Raw genomic sequence first — 17,026 nt, forward strand, 5'->3', positions numbered from 1 at the left:
TCACGCTCGAGCAGATCGGTGAGCTTCTGGCGCTGGATGCGACCGACGATCGCGCCCGCGCGCGCCAGCTCGCGGGCGAGCGCATTGCCGAACTGGATGCGAAGATCGAGGAGCTTGAGCGGGTGCGCGCCTCGCTTCGCCGGCTCGCACATGAATGCGGGTCAGGAGCGGAGGGACCATGCCCGATCCTGACCGCCTTCGAGGGCTAGCGGCACTCGACGGTCAGGTGCGCGATTTCATGAACCGGTGCGAGGCGGGCGCGGATATCGTCGCCGGTCACGCCCTGCCCGCCTACGACGCTGACGATCGCGGCGTGGGCTTCCGGACCGACGCGCCAGACATGAAGATCGGTGATACGCGCGTCGCCTGGCGCCTCGACCAACTCGCGCACTTCCTCCTCTACATGATGATCGGTCGCATCGAGCAACACGGACGCCGTGTCGCGCATCAGCGTCCATGACCAGCGCGCGATGACGATCGCACCGACGATGCCCATCACCGGATCCATCCACACCCAGCCGAGATAGCGGCCCGCCAGCAGCGCGGCGATGGCGAGAACCGAGGTGAGCGCGTCGGCCAGGACATGGACATAGGCGGAGCGCATGTTGTTGTCACCGCCATGCGCGCCGTGCGCATGCCCGTGCCCGTGATGGTGGTCATGCCCGTGATGATGGTCGTGCCCGTGATGGTGCCCGCCCGAGAGCAGGAAGGCGCAGGCGATGTTCACGCCCAGACCGACCACCGCGATGAGCGTCGCTTCCCCGAATGCGACCGTGATCGGCTGAAACAGGCGAAGGATGGACTCGACACCGATCCCGAGCGCGATCAGGCCCAGCACCATCGCCGACGCGAACCCGGCCAGGTCGCCGACCTTGCCCGTGCCGAAGCTATAGGCCCGGCTGGAGGCATGGCGCTTGGCATAGGCGTAAGCGGCCGCGGCGACCCCGAGCGCGCCCGCGTGTGTCGCCATGTGAAAGCCATCGGCGAGCAGCGCCATCGAGCCGGTCAGATAACCGGCGATGATCTCCACCACCATCATCCCGGCGGTAAGCGCCACGACCCACAGGGTCCGGCGGGCATTGTCGTCGTGCGCCGCGCCCAGGAATACATGGTCGTGCGTGAAGGCGTCGATTTCGGGCAAAGCCGCCATGAAAAGCGTCCTATTTGGCGTAGCGGCGGATCACCGCCAGCAGTTCTTCGGCACCTGCCGCCCGCTCGGCATCATCGAGGCCGGGCCGCGACACATGCGCTTCGAGGTGTTCGGCGATAATCTCGTCCATGAGGCCATTCACCGCCCCGCGCACGGCGGCAACCAGATGGAGCACGTCGGAACACGACGAGTCCGATTGAAGTGCTCGCTCGACCGCGCCGACTTGTCCGGCGATGCGACGAACGCGGGCGACCAGATCGACATTGGTTTGAGACAAATGTGACATAGGATACCCCCCTAGCCTATAGGCCAGTAAACAGCAAGTCGGTGTCAAAACCGTCCGTGGCTGTTGAAAATCTCGCGTTCGAATTGATGTTGCGCGATTAGGGCACTGAGCGCTCTTTCAGGCCCCATCCGGCGGGCGTGTGTTAAAAACCTATCGAACGATCCCGATTTGATGCGCCGGCCCGCCGGGGGGATGGCCGGGCCGGCGCCTGCAGCTGGCTTAGCGACGGGGGAGCTTTGCCAGGGCAGCCTTGTAAGCCGCGTAATGCGTGCCTTCGTCGACCGCGATCTGGCGGAACATCTGCGCTACCTTCTTGTCGCCGGCCGCTTCCGCCTCCTTGGCGAAATTCACGTACATCGTGACATTCTCGTAGTGCTCGCCCCTCATGGCATCTTCGAGGTTCACATTGTTGCTGCTGCCGAGCCGCAGCGCCTGCGCTTCGCGATCGAAGTGCTCGTTGGCCTCGACGTTGGCCGATGCGCGGAAGAGCTTGGCGAGTTCGGGCTTTCCCGCCGCCTGCGCCTGGTCGGCGTACCGCAGATACTTCAGGTTGGCATAAGCCTCCCCGTGCATCGCGGCTTCGAGGTTCGCCCGCGTGCTGGCGGCTAGCGGGCGGGTCGGCGCCGACGGCGCGGCGGTCACGCTGACGGCGAAAATGGTCGCGGCACCGGCGGCAGCGACGATCAGGGACTTCATCATGGTCGATACTCCATTGCCGCCGGAAGTGCGGCTGCCCCGCTATCGACCTCGGTCCTGACGACGACCTGACAGGTCCGCGGCAACCGCATTTTCGAGCCGTCGGAAAAACGCGCTGTGCCGTCAGGTTTCGGTCAGGCGGTGCTGCGATCTCCCGGTCATCGAGGCTATCCCGCCTCTGACAGGAGCTCGTTCGATGATCCGATTTGCCCCCTTGAAGGTCGCAGCCTTTCTCGCCGTCGTCGCAGCTGCGCCGATGGCGATGGCGTCGCCCGTCTGCACCAAGGCGCCCCAGGCCAAATGGATGACGCCGGCACAAATGAAAGGCCGCGTCGCCAAGATGGGCTATCGCGACATCAAGGTCTTTCAGGTGTCCGGCAGCTGCTACGAAATCTACGCCCACACCAAGGACGGCAAGCGCGCCGAGGTCTATTTCAACCCGGTGAACGGCGCGGTCGTTCAGAACAACGTCGACTGACGATGAGCCACGTCGCTCCAGCGGCTCCTTCCCGAGACCCTGCTCGCAACCGCGGCAGGGTCAAGGTCTGGGACCCGATCGTCCGCATCTTTCACTGGACCGTGGCAGGAGGTGTCATCGCCAACCTGACGTTCCTTCGGCATGAGGAGACGCCGCATATCTATGTCGGCTACGTTGTCGTCACGGCGCTGGCGATCCGGCTGATCTGGGGTGTTATCGGCCGCCGTCACGCGCGGTTCGCCAGCTTCGTGCCAGGCCCGTTCGTGTTGCTGCGCTATTTTCGCGCGATGGCTGCCCGGCGCGAGCCGCGCTACATCGGGCACAACCCGGCCGGAGGCGCAATGATCGTCGTCCTCCTTGTCCTGCTGGCGACGGTGGGGACCAGCGGATGGATGATGGGACTCGACCAATTCTGGGGTGTGAACTGGGTCGAGACGTTGCACGAAACCGCCGCCAATGTTCTGATCGGCGCGGTAGCCCTGCATGTCATCGGTGCGATCGTCGAGAGCGTGCGGCACCGGGAAAACCTGCCGCTGGCGATGGTCACTGGCTACAAACGTGCACCAACGGGGACCGACATCGACCATGCGCCTGCTGCTGATTGAAGACAACTCCCGGCTCGGCAGCCTGGTTCGGGACGGCCTGATCCCGCAGGGTTTCGCGGTCGATTGGGTCGAGACCGTCGAGGACGCCGAGCTGGCGATGACGGTGGCGACATATGACCTGCTACTGGTCGACCTTGGCTTACCCGATGGAGACGGCTTGGACATCGTCCGCCGTTCCCGCCGGGACAAGAATGCGACGCCGATCCTTGTCCTGACCGCGCGAGGTGGCCTCGACGACCGCGTCACCGGACTCGACGCGGGCGCCGACGACTATCTGGTGAAGCCGTTCCAGATTCCCGAGCTCGCGGCGCGGTGTCGTGCCCTGCTGCGACGACCCGGGGCGTCGCTCGGCACCCAGCTCGCCGCGGGCAACGTCGTGCTCGATTGTGCCTCACGGTCGGCCGAGGTGGGCGGCGTCGCGATCGACGCGACGCCGCGTGAAATCAACCTGCTCGAAGTTCTGCTCCGCCGCGCCGGACACGTCGTCGCCAAGCCGGCGCTCGAGAATACGCTATATGCGATGGACGCCGAGGTAACGCCCAATGCGTTGGAAGCGGCAGTATCGCGGCTGCGCAAGCGCCTGACCGCCGCCGGCGCGGACGTGCAGGTCCGCACCGTGCACGGCGTCGGCTATGCGCTGTTCGCGCCGAGCGTATCTGGTGAATAAGATGGACGCGGTTCGGCCAAGGCGACGCCCCCCTACGCTGTTCCGACAGATTGCGGCGCGTCTGGCGGCGTTCACGCTGCTGTTCGCAGCACTCGACGTCGGGATCGTCGTGTTCACCTACAGTCGCCAGCCCGAATCGCTCGCGCAGGAATTGCTGACGCTTGAAGCGACGAAGGCTCAGGCAGGCGGCGTGCTGTCGCCCGACCTGCTAACCGGACCGCCGGGGGCCGAATCCTGGTCCGCGCGCTATGTCGAACCGGGATCACCCGAACTCCGGCGGGTAGGGGAAACCGGGATCGACGGCGCGTCAACCCTGGTCGACTGGACGCGGCGCGAACAGACTCCTCGCGGCTATCGGATATCGGGCGTTCGCGCGATCGATCGCGGCGAGGAGCGGCGATGGCTGGCGATGCAGTTCGAGGGCGACGGCATCCGCCCCTATGTGCCGGTGATCGTGAACGAGATCATTCAGCACGTGATGCTGCCGCTGATCCCGTTGTCGCTGTTGCTGTTGCTGTTCAACGTCTTCGCCGTCCGCCGGGTGCTCCAACCGCTTCGCCATGCCGAGCGCGAAGTGGACGCGCTGGAACCCGACAACACCCTGCTTCGCCTTTCGGAGCCGAGTGAGCCGCGAGAGGTCAACACGCTCGTCAGTGCCGTCAATCGGGCGCTCGGTCGGCTCGATGCAGCGATGGCGACTCTGCGGGAGTTCACTGCCAACGCCGCACATGAGCTGCGCACACCGTTGTCGATCATGCAGCTATCGCTCGATCGGCTCCCCGCAGGCAAGCAACGGGACGAACTGCAGGCCGATGCGCGGCACCTGACCCGTCTCGTCGAACAGATGCTCGATCTCGCCCAAGCCGACGCGCTGGCCGTCGATGGCCACGTTGCCATCGATATCGCCGACATCGGCCGGGACGTCGTGGCCGCGATGGCGCCAAAGGTGTTCGCGGCGCAGCGTGATCTACGTTTCGAGAGCTTCGGCGACACCGCGGCGATCGGGCACCCGGAAGCGATCTTCCGCATCTATCGCAACCTGATCGACAATGCGCTGTCACACGCGCCCGGCGTCACGCCCATCGACGTAAGCGCGGGACCCGGTCCACAGCTGACGGTCCGTGACTACGGGCCGGGGATTGCAGAGGTCGATCTTCCGCACGTGTTTGACCGCTTCTGGCGCAAGGATCGCCGCAGCTCTACCGGAGCGGGCCTAGGCCTTGGCATCGTGCAACGGTTGACCGAAGCGCATGGTGGAACGGTCAGCGTCGAAAACGCGACAGGCGGGGGTGCTTCGTTTCGCGTCCGACTCGAAGTCTAGCCTTGAAATTACGGGAGCCATCGCTTTCGTCAGCTGTTCGTCAGGCCCGTGCCGCAACGCACCTGGCGTAGCTACATCGCTCCATCATCCCTGCACTGCTGTCCGGAGCCAAATACAATCCAATTCCCGCCCACTCGGCGGCTCACCGAGTTCGACATACTTTAGGATAGCCAATGACGACCGACGCCATCGATCACGCGCCAGGAGAACATCATCTCGTCCACCGTACAGGCTGGCTTCGCGCAGCGGTGCTCGGTGCCAACGACGGAATCATTTCTGTTTCAAGCCTGATCGTCGGTGTCGCAGCCGCGCCAGGCTCGACTGCGAGCACAGTCCTTGTTGCGGGGGTAGCAGCATTGGTCGGGGGTGCACTGGCGATGGCGGCGGGCGAATATGTTTCGGTCAGTTCGCAGGCGGATACCGAGAAAGCTGACCTTGCGCGAGAATCGGCCGAGTTGGAACGTTCGCCCGTGACCGAAACGCGGGAACTGGCCGCAATCTATGAAGGGCGTGGCGTCGAGCCGTCGCTAGCGATTCAGTTGGCCGAACAGATGATGGCACATGACGCTCTGGGAGCGCATCGCCGTGATGAGCTTGGCCTTGCTGACGACGGCGCATCGCAGCCGATGCAGGCCGCGGTATCCTCGGCCTTGGCATTTGCCGCCGGCGCGATCCTACCCGTGATCGCTGCATTAGCACCGCGTAGCGCTGTGCTTTATGCGGTGCCAGCAACGGCATTGGTGCTGCTTGGCGTGCTGGGTGCGCTTGGAGCGAAGGCGGGCGGCGCCCCGATCGGGCGCGCCATAATCCGGGTGGTTTTACTGGGTGTCCTTGCGATGGGGATGACGGCCCTTATTGGGGCTTTCACCGGGACGGTGGTTTAAAAGCTTTTCGTTGTGCGCGGCGATGCGACACTAGTCGGCACCGCTACGTCCCAAAAACGAGTAAGCAAACGCATCGCCACCCACGCCTATGGTCAGCCCCCCCCCTTTCGCAAAGCTGATCGTATCCGGCACCACGCTAATTTGTTGCCGAAGTTTCCCGAAGCCTCCATCGTAACTGTCTTTAGCCGTGAAGCGACCGGGCACTCACAGCGCACACCAACCGCCAGAAAAACGACCGGTTTTCTGGCGATTGCTGTTTTTGCCTCGTCCCCCCTGCCTTGTGGTCGGGATACCCGTTGCGGAAACCACCAGCACATTGCAGGGTGTCAGATATCTTTTCTGGCGGGGTGGCGATGCTCATCGGATATGTGAGGGTGTCCAAGGCTGACGGATCGCAGACGCTGGCACTGCAGCGCGATGCGCTGCTCGCCGCAGGCGTCGATGCCTTGCGCATTTATGAGGATCTCGCGTCGGGTCGTCATGATGCACGTCCCGGCCTGACTGCCTGTCTCAAGGCATTGCAGCCCGGCAATACACTGGTGCTCTGGAAACTGGATCGCCTCGGACGCGACCTGAGGCATTTGGTCATCACCGCCGAGGCGCTGCGTGAGCGCGGTATTGGGTTGAAGGTGCTGACCGGCGCCGGCGCGCAGATTGACACCACCACCGCCAACGGCCGCCTGGCCTTTGGCATCTTCGCCGCTTTTGCAGAGTTCGAGCGCGAGTTGATCGCCGAGCGCACACAGGCCGGCCTTGCCGCGGCACGCGCGCGGGGGCGCATGGGAGGGCGACCCCGCAAGATGGACAAGGCAACGCTGGCGATGGCGATGGCCGCCATGTCCGATCGCAACGCGATCGCAGCCGATGTCGCGCGCCGTCTCGGGATGACGACGACGACACTCTATATGTACGTGAACGGTGACGGCACGCCCAAGGCACCGGGCCAGGCACTGCTCGACGGTGTGCCATACCGCAAAGAACGGCTGCAAGCCGCGTGATAGATCACGCCGCGCCTCAGCGATCAGGCATATCGTCGAGCAGGCGAGGCGATCACGTCGTGTTCAATCGACCGGGCCGAGATTTCAGCCGGAGTCAGGGCCGCGGGGACGCACACCCCCCGACGCGGCTTGCCGTTCAGTCGGTTCGATCGCGCAAGGATCATCAGGTTCATCACCGCCGCGCCGATCAGGAACTCCTCTTCCGCTCCGCGGATACCGCGCAGGTGAAGCCGCCTCATGCCATGCTTACCCTTGGCGTCAGCGAAGAACCGTTCAACCCCGCGCCGCAACCGCATAGACCGCTTGTAGAGCCCGGTTTCCACTTCGGCTCTGGCAAGATCGCGGACGTCCTCATCGTCCAGCCGAACCAGGGTACGACGCCGCGCCGTCGTGCATTTCTTCCGAAGCACGCACGCCTCGCAGTCACGCGCATCGGCTGCATAACGGTGTACGCCGGTGGGCAGATGGAAGGCATGATGTCGGAGCGGCTTTCCGGTCGGACAGGTAAAGCTGTCAATGTCACGATCATAGCTGAAGGCCGTTCGCGGCAGCTTGCCCTTGGTCTGTTGCGTACGGTCGATTACCGGAATGTGCGGGATTGCGCCGTGATCCCTTACGAAGCCGAGGAAGTTGGCGCTGCCATAGGCTTTGTCGGCCGCAACCCGCTTGGGACGATAATCAAAGCGATCGGCCGATCGCTCGAGCATGACGCGCCCCGCATCAACTTCCTCCGCGAACCGAGCCGGTGTCGCCTTCACATCGAGAGCGACGCCACTCGGGGTGTCGACCAGCGCATTCAGGGCGTAGCCGAACCGGCCACGCACCGTTCGCGCCGACCAAGCCGCGGCAGGATCCGTTCGAGAGACGCCTTGGCAGCTTTTCGAGCGCGCCATTTCAAAGACGGCATCTCTTGTGTCGTGCACCCACTCCCTAACCGCGCGCGACGCGTTGGCGACATACGGCAGGTAGCCAGGAACGGTCTTGCGCTGCCAGCTCGCATCAGCCGCTATGAACGATGCATCGATCGCGGCGTCTTTTCCGCCAATCAGTCCTTCACTGATGCAGCGTCGGACCGTGCTTTCGAACAGGATCCGGAACACGTCGGCATCGCGGAAACGACCGTGCCGGTTCTTGCTGAACGTCGAGTGGTGCGGAACCTTGTCTCCCGGCGCGAGACGGCAGAACCAGCGATAGGCCAGATTGTAGCGCAGCTCCTCACACAGGCGCCGTTCGGACGTGATCGCGTAAATGCGGCCGACCAAGGCCATGCGGATGAGGAGTTCGGGATCGATCGATGGCCGTCCCCTTGCGCTGTAGTGACCGGCCAGTGCCTGTCTCAACTCGCCGATGTCGAGACATCGATCGACGCGACGCAGCAGGTGGTCTGTGGGCAACATGGCTTCTATGGTGCGGCGGGACGCCCCGTCCCGCTTACCGCGACAGGCTGGTCCCATCATAGCGACGCTCCTTTCGGCAGCCATGAAACGAAGGAGCAACCCAGCATGTCCGGCATTTTTCAACAGGCCCGTTCGGTTGTGACGCCAGCCTGGGCCAGCCTCGCGCCAGCTGCTGACTGTGCTAAGACCTACGCACGTGGCTATATCTAAGTCCTTTGGAACTAGTGTGAGAAAAATTACAGATCGCGAAATTGCCGAGCACGACTGGTCCGGCACTTCGCTCGGCCCTATCGAGATGTGGCCGCCAGCGTTGCGCTCGACGCTGGCTCTCATGCTCGCCTGCCCCCGGCCGATGTTCCTGGCGTGGGGATCCGACCTGCTATGCTTTTACAACGACGCCTATCGCCCGATCCTTGGATATCGGGTCGAAACGGCGCTGGGGCGTCCGTTCCGGGAGGTCTGGAGCAATATCTGGGATGAGATCGAACCGCTGGTAACGGCGACGCTCGCTGGCGAAAGCCGCACCATGACCGACATGCCGCTCGACCTCAGGCGGCAAGGCGTGCCGGAGGAGAGCTGGTGGACCTTCACCTACTCCCCGGTGTTCGACGATAACGGCGAGGTTGCCGGTCTGCTCTGCATCACCGGCGAAACCACGGCGCTTGTTGTGGCTGAGCGAGAGCGCGCTGCGGCTGATGAACGTCTGCAAACGGCGTTGTCTGCCGGCAACAGCATCGGTGTGTGGGACTGGGATATTCTGGCTGACCGCGTGACTGCCGATAGCCGCTTTGCAACGCTCTACGGCATCGATCCCGATCGGGCGGCCGAGGGCGCTCCGATTACCGAGTTCTTTTCGGGTATTCATCCCGACGACCTCGCTCGGGTGCAAGGCCAGATCGCCGAAGCCCTTGATCGAAGCGGTAGTTTCGCATCGGAGTACCGCCTGTTGGACCGAAGCGGAAACGTTCGATGGGTCTCGGCGCAGGGCCGGTGCATCTACGATGCGGACGGACACTGCACACGCTTCCCTGGTGTCAGCTACGACATCACGGATCGGATGACTTCGGACCTTGCGCTCCGTGCCGCCAAGGCGGAGCGCGATTTTGTAGTGGAGCTGACCGCCCGGCAGCGCGTGACTGCTGATCCCGAGACGATCATCCGCATCTCGGCAGAGGCTCTCGGCCAGAGATTGGGTGTTCACCGCGCCGGTTTCTATCGTTTGCTCGGGCCCACCCAGATGCGCCATGGCGGAAACTGGACGGATGGCACGCTCGCGCCGCTCACCGGAATTCAGCCGGTCAGCGGTTTTGGACAACGTGCGGAGCACGATCGGCGCCGTGGCAAGACCCTGGTCTTCAGCGATAGCCGCTACGATCATGACGGCGACCTCACCCCTTATGCCGAGACGGGCGTGCTTGCTGGTCTGTGCGTGCCGCTGATGAACGAGGGGCATTGGCAGGCCGGTATCTACCTCCACCAAGCCGAAGTGCGCCACTGGACGCCGGCCGAAATATCGCTGGTGAAGGAAGTGGCGGGGATGACCTGGCTGGCGGTGGAACGCGCCGAGGCCCTGTTGCGGCTCAGTCAGCGCGTCGATCAGCAAAGCGCCGCGCTGGCTGAGGCCAGCACCGAAATCAGGGTCGAGTCCGATCGCCGCGCTGCGGCCGAGAGCCAGCTTCGCCAACTCCAGAAAATGGAGTCGCTTGGAAAGCTGACAGGCGGCATTGCACATGACTTCAACAACATGCTCGCGATCGTCATGGGTGGGCTGAACCTCGCGCAGCGCCGCCTCGCGCGTGGCGAGAGCGACGTGGGCAAATATTTGGATGGCGCCATGGAGGGCGCGACCCGCGCTGCGACGCTGACCCAGCGCCTGCTCGCCTTCTCACGCCAGCAACCGCTATCTCCGGAAGCGATCGACGCCAACAAGCTGGTTTCGGGCTTGGCCGAGCTGCTGATCCGATCGCTGGGCGAACTGGTGCAGCTCGAAACCATCCTTGGCGCCGGGCTGTGGAAGGCGAAGGCCGACCCGACGGAACTGGAGAATGTCATCGTCAACCTGGCGGTGAATGCGCGCGACGCGATGCCGGAAGGCGGCAAGCTCACCATAGAGACGTGCAATGCTCATGTGGACGACGGCTATGCCCGCGAAGCAGAGATTGCGTCAGGTCAATATGTGCAGATCGCGGTAACGGACACCGGGACCGGCATGCCTCCGGAAGTGCTGACCAAAGCGTTCGACCCGTTTTTCACCACGAAGGAGGTCGGAAAAGGTACGGGACTCGGCCTGAGCCAAGTGTTCGGCTTCGCCCGGCAATCCGGCGGGCACGTCCGGGTCTATTCCGAGTTAGGGCATGGGACCACGTTCAAGCTCTATCTGCCGCGCTTCTGGGGTGAGGAAATGCCCGCGGTGCGACGGGCGCCGGTGCCCGTCAGGCAGGGCAAGGTTACCGAGATCATTATGGTGGTCGAGGATGAGGAGCGGGTTCGCAACAACTCGGTCGAGACGTTGCGCGAGCTTGGCTACACCGTCATCCATGCCGGCAGTGGGCCTGAGGCGCTGGCGATGATTGAGGCCGGACAGGATGTGACCCTACTGTTCACCGATATCGTCATGCCCGGTATGACGGGGCGCCAGCTTGCTGACCAAGCAATCGAGCTGCTTCCGCGCCTTAAGGTCGTCTACACGACTGGCTACACCCGTAACGCCGTAGTTCATAACGGCGTGCTCGATCCCGGCACCAACTTCCTTCCCAAGCCCTTTGGCATAGATCAGCTTGCCGCCAAGATCGCAGAGGTTCTGGACGCTTAGCGAGCCTGCCACAGATGTGCAGATCGTTGTCGCGGGGCGAAGATGCTATATCCGCAATGCCTGTCGTCTCCCAGAGTTGAGGGCCGCGCGGCGCCTATCGCGTGTCATCCTGCTTTCGCGAGGCGTCTACTCGCTCGGAGGCGCAATCCTGCGCGCGACGCCGGACGCATGGCTATGGCCCGAGAGCGCGGCGATGCGGACGATGAGCACTGACGCATGGGGCGGGGCGCGCCGGCTTGCGGTATCAAGAGATTCGTGAAACGCGGAACGCAATGGTGGCGGGTGTTGTGATCGGGCGCGGCAACGAGGAGGTGCTGGAGCGCTGCCAGCGTCAGGCGGACAGGGCAGGCGAGTCGGTCCGCTGTACGGTTAGGATAAGGCCGGGGCCGGCGGAGAGGCGATGACTGAGGCGGCTGATATGCCCCTGCCACTCATGCGCATAGCACTGGCGTTGCTCGCCATGCGAAACGCGAAAAGGGAAACCGGATGATGGATGAACCTCATGATCGGCCGCGCCGGATCGGACAAATCCTTTTTGTTGTCCTGATTGTGCTCATATTTGTTATCGGCATCGCGGCCTGGCTGCTGGACACCTTTCCATGGGCCGCACTCGGGTCGTCTTCCTGGTGGCGTTGACTGGCGCTCGGAAACGGGCGGTATCGAAACTCGTTTCGCTGCTATGCCAAGCCTCTATCGCACCATCCCGCCCGGCAGGGATCCCCCTTGGGACCTGAACGTGATTATCGAAATCCCCGAAGGAGGCGAGGCAGTAAAGTACGAGTTCGATGCCGATTTAGGCGTGATGCGCGTGGATCGATTTCTGCACACGGCCATGACCTATCCAGGCAATTACGGCTTTATTCCTGGCACGCTCGCCGACGATGGTGATCCCCATGACGTTCTGATCGTCGGGCAGGCTCCGGTTGTGCCGGGCTGCCTCGTACGCGTTCGGCCGATTGGTGCTCTCATGATGAGCGACGAGGCGGGCGGCGACGACAAGATCATCGGGTTGCCCGTTGATGCTCTCAACCCGGCTCTGCGGGAGATTCGGACCTGCGCCGAGTTGCCTGACATCCTATTGAAGCGAGTCGCTCATTTCTTTCGCCACTACAAAGACCTAGAGACCGGAAAGTACGTCAGCGAGCCGCGATGGGCGGATGCCGATGCGGCAGCGGCGCTTGTGATGCGAGCCATCAAGCAAAAAAGTGGCCGTGATAACTGCACCGCCTCCAAGGATCAGTAGGCATAGCCGCTCGCCATCATAGCGGCTCCTGCTCAAATTCATTGTTCGCCTGTGATCGCGGTGCGGGCGTCGGAGAGCCTGGCTCGTCGAAACCATTGAGGCGCGCATGCAAGGTCTTGCTGGCCTTGAAATGAGGGACGCGCTTGGCGCCAACAGCGACGGCATCACCTGTTCGCGGGTTGCGGCCCGTGCGACCATCGCGAGCCCGCGTGGAGAACGTTCCGAAGCCGCGCAGTTCAACCCGCCCGCCCTCGGCAAGGCGGTCTGTGATCGCCTCGAACAGACATGACACGATCCGCTCGACCGTATCAGTGGAGAGGTTCCGGGTGTCACGGGTAAGCGCGGCGACGAGTTCCGACCGGATCATTGCTCCCCGCTTCCCCGCTCCCAATAAAGGCATGAGGGCCCGGACCATTCGGTCCGGGTCCGGCGCTGGGTCAATAGGGATAGCTCGACCCATAATAGCCATAGACCTGCTGGCCATAGGCGCGATCGAACGTCGGCTCCTCGCCGGAGCGGTAGCGCGGGCCGCCTTCGAGCTGTTCGCGGGTCAGATTGACGACATAGCCGCCTTGGTTGGTGTCGTAAGTAAGCTGGTCCCAGGGCAGCGGGTGATAGTCCTCACCCATGCCGAGGAAACCGCCGAACGACATGACCGCATATTCGGCCTTGCCCGAGCGCTTATCGACCATGAAATTGTAAACCGAGCCGAGCTTGTTGCCTTGCGCGTCATAGACCGCAGTGCCCTCAACCTTGTTGGAGGCGATCAGGCGATCGGTTTCGTCGGTCGCTACGTTGTTGTCTGCCATTTCCCTTGCCTTTCCTTTGGATGAGCGATGCAGTGTTTGAGGAGAAGGGCGCTCCTTGATGGGAGCGCCCGCCAAACTCTCACTTCTTATCGTTTTCCGACTGGCTGCCCGTGCTGCCGGCGCTGCCCGTCCCCAATGCTGTGCTACCGCTCGCCCCGGAGCTTGATCCAGTCGTTCCGGTCGTTGCGGTTGAGCCCGTAGTTCCGGTTGAGCCGGTTGCGGTGCCGGAAGCCTGCTGGACGCGAAGGTTGTTCTGGACGTGCTTCACGCCTGAAAGGTCCTCCACGCAATCTTCCGCGTGCCGCTTGAGCTGTCGATCACTGACGGTACCGGAAAGCGTGACTTCGCCGTCCGATACCTTGACCTCGATATCGGACGCATCGATGCGCGGATCGTCGCTCAGCCGATCGCAAACATCTTCGCGAATGCGGTCGTCGGAACGAGTGTAGCCCTTTGGCCCCCGGCCCCGATGCTCATCCATGCGACGACGGCGTTCGGCATCGTCATCGCCGAACCACGAGCGGACTTCATCGCCCGCCCTGTCCCACATTCCCCGGTCCTCGCCGCGACCATAATCACGGCCAGAACCGCCGCCACGGCTGTAATCGCCGCCGTAGCTGCCACCGAATTGCGATCCGCCATAGCGAGAGCCGCCATAGTTCCTGCCGATGCGGCCATAATCGCCCTGACCGTATCCGCCACCTTGACCATAGCCGCCCTGGCCGTAGCCGCTCTGCCCAGATCCCTGCCCGTACCCACCGGACCGGCCATAGCCGCCGCTCTGACCGCCCAGATAGCGATCCTCACCATAGCCGCGACCGCTGCCGTAACGATCCTGATCCTGATCCCAGCGGTTCTGGCTGCTGGACGATCCGTAGCCGCCAGAGCTGCCTTCACGATAACGGTCTTGGCCAAAGCCGCCTTGACCGCTGCCATAGGAACGATCGCGATCGTTCTCCCCGCCCATCATCCCGGTGTAACTGCGATCCTGGCCGCTGCGTCCGCCACCATAGTCGCGATCCTGATCCTGATCCCGATCCCGATCATAGCCGCGATCCCGATCGCTGCCGTAACGATTATCCGCCATGTCACTCTCCTGCTATTTTTGTGGCAAGACCGCACCGGACGCACAGCCCGCATTTGCGAAACAGGCGCGTTTTCATACAGTTCCCCCCGATGAGCCAAACGGCGGCAGAATGCCGGTTAGCGGTGGGGCCGAGGGGCTTATGAGTGAGCCGAACTGGATGGGAGATGTCAGGATGCCAGAAGAAACAGCCGAATATCATGAGCAGCGCGCCAGGCAGGAAGCGGAGGCAGCCGAGGCGGCCGACAGCCCGGAGGCGGTGATGGCCCATCGCCGGCTCGCAACGGAACATGAGGAGCGCGCTAAGGCGCTACGGTCCGGCTTGGAGGAGGAGGCTGGTGCCAGCGTGAAGCGTTCGCGGGAGAAGCTCACGCTCGGCCATGTCGGGCGTCGGAAGGACAGTTAACCAACTTTGGCGAGCCCGGTGCGTTCATCGAACGACGCGCCGGAAGGCGCTGTTTCGATTTCGCGCGGGAGTGCATGATGAAAGACTCGGCCAAACGGCCGGCAGCACATGGTGGACGTGCGGATTGCGCGCCGCGGGGTGCGTGACGAGCGCGTTCTGAATGCGATGCGGACGGTGCCTCGCGAGCGGTTCGTCAGCGAGGCGATGGCCGAGTTCGCTTATGAGGATTCCCCGCTGCCGATCGAGGAAGGGCAGACCATCTCCCAACCTTACATCGTCGCCGCCATGATCGAGGCGGCGGAGATCGCGCCAGGGGACCGGGTGCTGGAGGTCGGCGCGGGCTCAGGTTACGCCGCGGCCGTGATCGGTCAGATCGCCGGCGAGGTCTATGCGATCGAGCGGCACGATGCGCTGGGAAGGATGGCGCAAGAGAGGTTCGAGGCACTTGGCTACAAGAACATTACGCTGCGCGTCGGCGACGGAACCAGGGGGTGGCCCGATGCAGGGCCGTTCGATGCGATCCTCGTCGCCGCTGGCGGACCCGAGGTGCCCCAGGCACTCAAGGCGCAGCTCGCGGTGGATGGCCGACTGGTGATTCCGGTTGGCGAATATGGCGACCAGAAGCTCTGCAAGGTCACGCGGTGCAGCGAGGACCGCTACAGCGAAGAGAGTCTGGGCGCGGTCACTTTCGTGCCGCTGATCGGAGAGCAGGGCTGGTCCGAGGATGGGCGCCGCTCGGCGAGCAACCACGTCCCCGGCACGTCGCGCAAGCAGACGCTTCCCGAGATGATCTCCGATGCAGCCGAGAATCTGCCGGCATTCGACGACCCGGCGTTCGTGCGATTGTTCGATCGCTTTGCCGATCGACGCGTCGTGTTGCTGGGTGAAGCGAGCCACGGCACGTCCGAATTTTATCAGGCGCGTGCAGCCATCACTCGTCACCTGATCGAGCAGCACGGCTTCACCATCGTCGCTGTGGAAGCGGACTGGCCGGACGCCGCAACGGTGGATCACTATGTCCGGCATCGGCCCGCCCAGAAGGCGGCCGAAGCGCCCTTTCAACGCTTCCCGACCTGGATGTGGCGCAACACCGACATTGCCGCGCTGATCGAATGGATGCGATCCCGTAACGAAGCTGTAAGCGAGAAGGATGCTCGCGCCGGCTTCTACGGCCTCGATATCTACAATATGTCCGGGTCGATCGCGGCGGTGCTCGGCTATCTCGACCGGGTGGACCCGGAAGCGGCCAAGGTCGCGCGCGAGCGCTACGGCTGTCTGACGCCTTGGCAGAAGGACCCGGCCACCTATGGCCGCGCGACCCTCAGCCGCGGCTATGCCGAGTGCGAAGAGGCCGTGATCGAGCAGTGCCGCGAGCTGCTGGCGAAGCGCCTCGATTATGCCCGAGAGGATGGTGACGACTTTCTCGACGCGGCACAGAACGCGCGTCTCGTAGCATCGGCCGAGCGCTACTATCGGATCATGTATTATGGCGGGGCCGAGAGCTGGAATCTCCGCGACACCCACATGTTTGAGACGCTCGAGAATTTGCTGGAGGCAAAGGGGCCGAACGCAAAAGCGATCGTATGGGCGCACAACAGCCATATCGGTGACGCGCGCCATACCGACATGGGCGTGACCCGGGACGAGCTGAACATCGGCCAACTCTGCCGCGAGAAGTTCGGGCGCGATGCCGCGCTGATCGGCTTCGGCACCCACACCGGCACCGTCGCAGCCGCGACCGACTGGGACGGCGACATGGAGGTCAAGCGCGTGCTGCCCTCGCGCCGCGACAGCTATGAGCGGCTGTGTCATGACAGCGGCAAGGAGCGCTTCCTGCTCGATCTATCACCCGGCAAACACGAGGCACTGCGCCGGCGTCTGTCCGAGCCGCGGCTGGAGCGCTTCATCGGCGTGATCTATCGGCCGGACACCGAGCTATGGAGCCATTACAGCCAGGCTGTCCTGCCCGAGCAATTCGATGCTTATGTCTGGTTCGACGAGACACAGGCCGTGACACCGCTCGGTCCCGAACATCATCGCGGTATGCCCGAAACTTACCCGTTCGGAGAGTGACGATGCCGGAGCTGGCCGCCGGTAGCTGGCAGGCGATTGCGGTTAGGTTGGGCCTCGCGACCATCGTCGGCCTGGCCTTGGGCTTTGAACGCGAGTGGCGGGGTCACGATGCCGGAC

Annotated in this window: 18 protein-coding genes and 1 pseudogene; 12 read left to right on the forward strand and 7 right to left on the reverse strand. The window is 63.5% G+C overall.

Features of this window, described 5'->3' with window-relative positions; translation table 11 throughout:
• The coding region (locus AX685_RS21145; RefSeq protein ID WP_156445828.1) for a MerR family DNA-binding protein at nt 1-209 on the forward strand (209 nt) is incomplete at its 5' end.
• Here AX685_RS21145 and dmeF read toward each other — a convergent pair.
• From dmeF to AX685_RS14505, 3 genes are all read right to left on the reverse strand, one after another.
• Entirely contained in the window at nt 206-1,150 is a 945-nt protein-coding gene (dmeF, locus tag AX685_RS14495) for a CDF family Co(II)/Ni(II) efflux transporter DmeF (protein WP_017980771.1), read from the reverse strand. The two genes, AX685_RS21145 and dmeF, sit on opposite strands and share 4 nt — an antisense overlap.
• A 10-nt stretch (nt 1,151-1,160) precedes the next feature.
• A complete protein-coding gene (locus AX685_RS21150) occupies nt 1,161-1,436 on the reverse strand; it encodes a metal/formaldehyde-sensitive transcriptional repressor (RefSeq protein WP_081609170.1) in 276 nt (91 codons plus the stop codon).
• A 219-nt stretch (nt 1,437-1,655) separates the two neighbouring features.
• Nucleotides 1,656-2,135 (reverse strand): acyl-ACP desaturase, encoded by a 480-nt coding sequence (locus tag AX685_RS14505; protein ID WP_064311304.1) that lies wholly within the window; start codon nt 2,133-2,135, stop codon nt 1,656-1,658.
• A 211-nt stretch (nt 2,136-2,346) separates the two neighbouring features.
• Here AX685_RS14505 and AX685_RS14510 point away from each other — a divergent pair, with 211 nt between their 5' ends.
• The 6 genes from AX685_RS14510 to AX685_RS14535 all read left to right on the forward strand — a co-directional run bounded on the left by AX685_RS14510 (nt 2,347) and on the right by AX685_RS14535 (nt 7,085).
• A complete protein-coding gene (locus tag AX685_RS14510; RefSeq protein WP_231738901.1) occupies nt 2,347-2,610 on the forward strand; it encodes a PepSY domain-containing protein in 264 nt (87 codons plus the stop codon).
• A gap of 2 nt (nt 2,611-2,612) precedes the next feature.
• The gene (locus tag AX685_RS14515; protein WP_066489955.1) at nt 2,613-3,215 is read left to right on the forward strand and encodes a cytochrome b/b6 domain-containing protein; all 603 of its coding nucleotides are present in this window, start codon (nt 2,613-2,615) and stop codon (nt 3,213-3,215) included.
• Nucleotides 3,196-3,882 carry a response regulator gene (locus AX685_RS14520; protein WP_064311306.1) on the forward strand — a complete coding sequence of 229 codons (687 nt, stop codon included), beginning with the start codon at nt 3,196-3,198 and terminating at the stop codon, nt 3,880-3,882. The genes AX685_RS14515 and AX685_RS14520 overlap by 20 nt, the downstream gene beginning before the upstream one ends.
• 1 nt (nt 3,883) lies before the next feature.
• Entirely contained in the window at nt 3,884-5,203 is a 1,320-nt protein-coding gene (locus tag AX685_RS14525; RefSeq protein ID WP_231738904.1) for a sensor histidine kinase, read from the forward strand.
• Nucleotides 5,204-5,376: 173 nt separating this feature from the next.
• Nucleotides 5,377-6,087 carry a VIT1/CCC1 transporter family protein gene (locus tag AX685_RS14530; RefSeq protein ID WP_066489936.1) on the forward strand — a complete coding sequence of 237 codons (711 nt, stop codon included), beginning with the start codon at nt 5,377-5,379 and terminating at the stop codon, nt 6,085-6,087.
• A 353-nt stretch (nt 6,088-6,440) separates the two neighbouring features.
• Nucleotides 6,441-7,085, forward strand: coding sequence for a recombinase family protein (locus AX685_RS14535; protein ID WP_066489937.1), 645 nt, complete (start codon nt 6,441-6,443; stop codon nt 7,083-7,085).
• Nucleotides 7,086-7,108: 23 nt separating this feature from the next.
• Here the strand turns inward: AX685_RS14535 and AX685_RS14540 are convergent, their stop codons facing one another.
• Nucleotides 7,109-8,482 (reverse strand): transposase, encoded by a 1,374-nt coding sequence (locus AX685_RS14540; protein ID WP_066489957.1) that lies wholly within the window; start codon nt 8,480-8,482, stop codon nt 7,109-7,111.
• 226 nt (nt 8,483-8,708) lie between these two features.
• On the opposite strand from AX685_RS14540, the gene AX685_RS14545 reads away from it, so the two are divergent.
• The 3 genes from AX685_RS14545 to ppa all read left to right on the forward strand — a co-directional run bounded on the left by AX685_RS14545 (nt 8,709) and on the right by ppa (nt 12,537).
• A complete protein-coding gene (locus AX685_RS14545; RefSeq protein ID WP_156445829.1) occupies nt 8,709-11,294 on the forward strand; it encodes a GAF domain-containing hybrid sensor histidine kinase/response regulator in 2,586 nt (861 codons plus the stop codon).
• Between the two features lie 486 nt (nt 11,295-11,780).
• On the forward strand, nt 11,781-11,930 hold the full coding sequence (locus AX685_RS22705) for a hypothetical protein (RefSeq protein ID WP_197418630.1): 150 nt from the start codon (nt 11,781-11,783) through the stop codon (nt 11,928-11,930).
• A 43-nt stretch (nt 11,931-11,973) separates the two neighbouring features.
• On the forward strand, nt 11,974-12,537 hold the full coding sequence (gene ppa, locus AX685_RS14550) for an inorganic diphosphatase (protein WP_066489942.1): 564 nt from the start codon (nt 11,974-11,976) through the stop codon (nt 12,535-12,537).
• Between the two features lie 94 nt (nt 12,538-12,631).
• On the opposite strand, the pseudogene AX685_RS21155 reads toward ppa, so the two are convergent.
• From AX685_RS21155 to AX685_RS21160, 3 genes and pseudogenes are all read right to left on the reverse strand, one after another.
• Nucleotides 12,632-12,904, reverse strand: a pseudogene (locus AX685_RS21155) (HU family DNA-binding protein); the annotation flags it as partial.
• A 70-nt stretch (nt 12,905-12,974) separates the two neighbouring features.
• Nucleotides 12,975-13,346, reverse strand: coding sequence for a PRC-barrel domain-containing protein (locus tag AX685_RS14555; RefSeq protein ID WP_066489945.1), 372 nt, complete (start codon nt 13,344-13,346; stop codon nt 12,975-12,977).
• 79 nt (nt 13,347-13,425) lie between these two features.
• A complete protein-coding gene (locus tag AX685_RS21160; RefSeq protein WP_082740990.1) occupies nt 13,426-14,433 on the reverse strand; it encodes a BON domain-containing protein in 1,008 nt (335 codons plus the stop codon).
• A gap of 139 nt (nt 14,434-14,572) precedes the next feature.
• On the opposite strand from AX685_RS21160, the gene AX685_RS14565 reads away from it, so the two are divergent.
• Together AX685_RS14565 and AX685_RS14570 are read left to right on the forward strand one after the other, a co-directional pair.
• Nucleotides 14,573-14,836 carry a hypothetical protein gene (locus tag AX685_RS14565; RefSeq protein ID WP_156445830.1) on the forward strand — a complete coding sequence of 88 codons (264 nt, stop codon included), beginning with the start codon at nt 14,573-14,575 and terminating at the stop codon, nt 14,834-14,836.
• A 108-nt stretch (nt 14,837-14,944) separates the two neighbouring features.
• A complete protein-coding gene (locus AX685_RS14570) occupies nt 14,945-16,909 on the forward strand; it encodes a protein-L-isoaspartate(D-aspartate) O-methyltransferase (protein ID WP_066489953.1) in 1,965 nt (654 codons plus the stop codon).
• Nucleotides 16,910-17,026 lie beyond the last annotated feature (117 nt).

This window comes from Sphingomonas sp. CCH9-F2, assembly GCF_001556735.1.
Taxonomy (GTDB): Bacteria; Pseudomonadota; Alphaproteobacteria; order Sphingomonadales; family Sphingomonadaceae; genus Sphingomonas; species Sphingomonas ginsenosidimutans.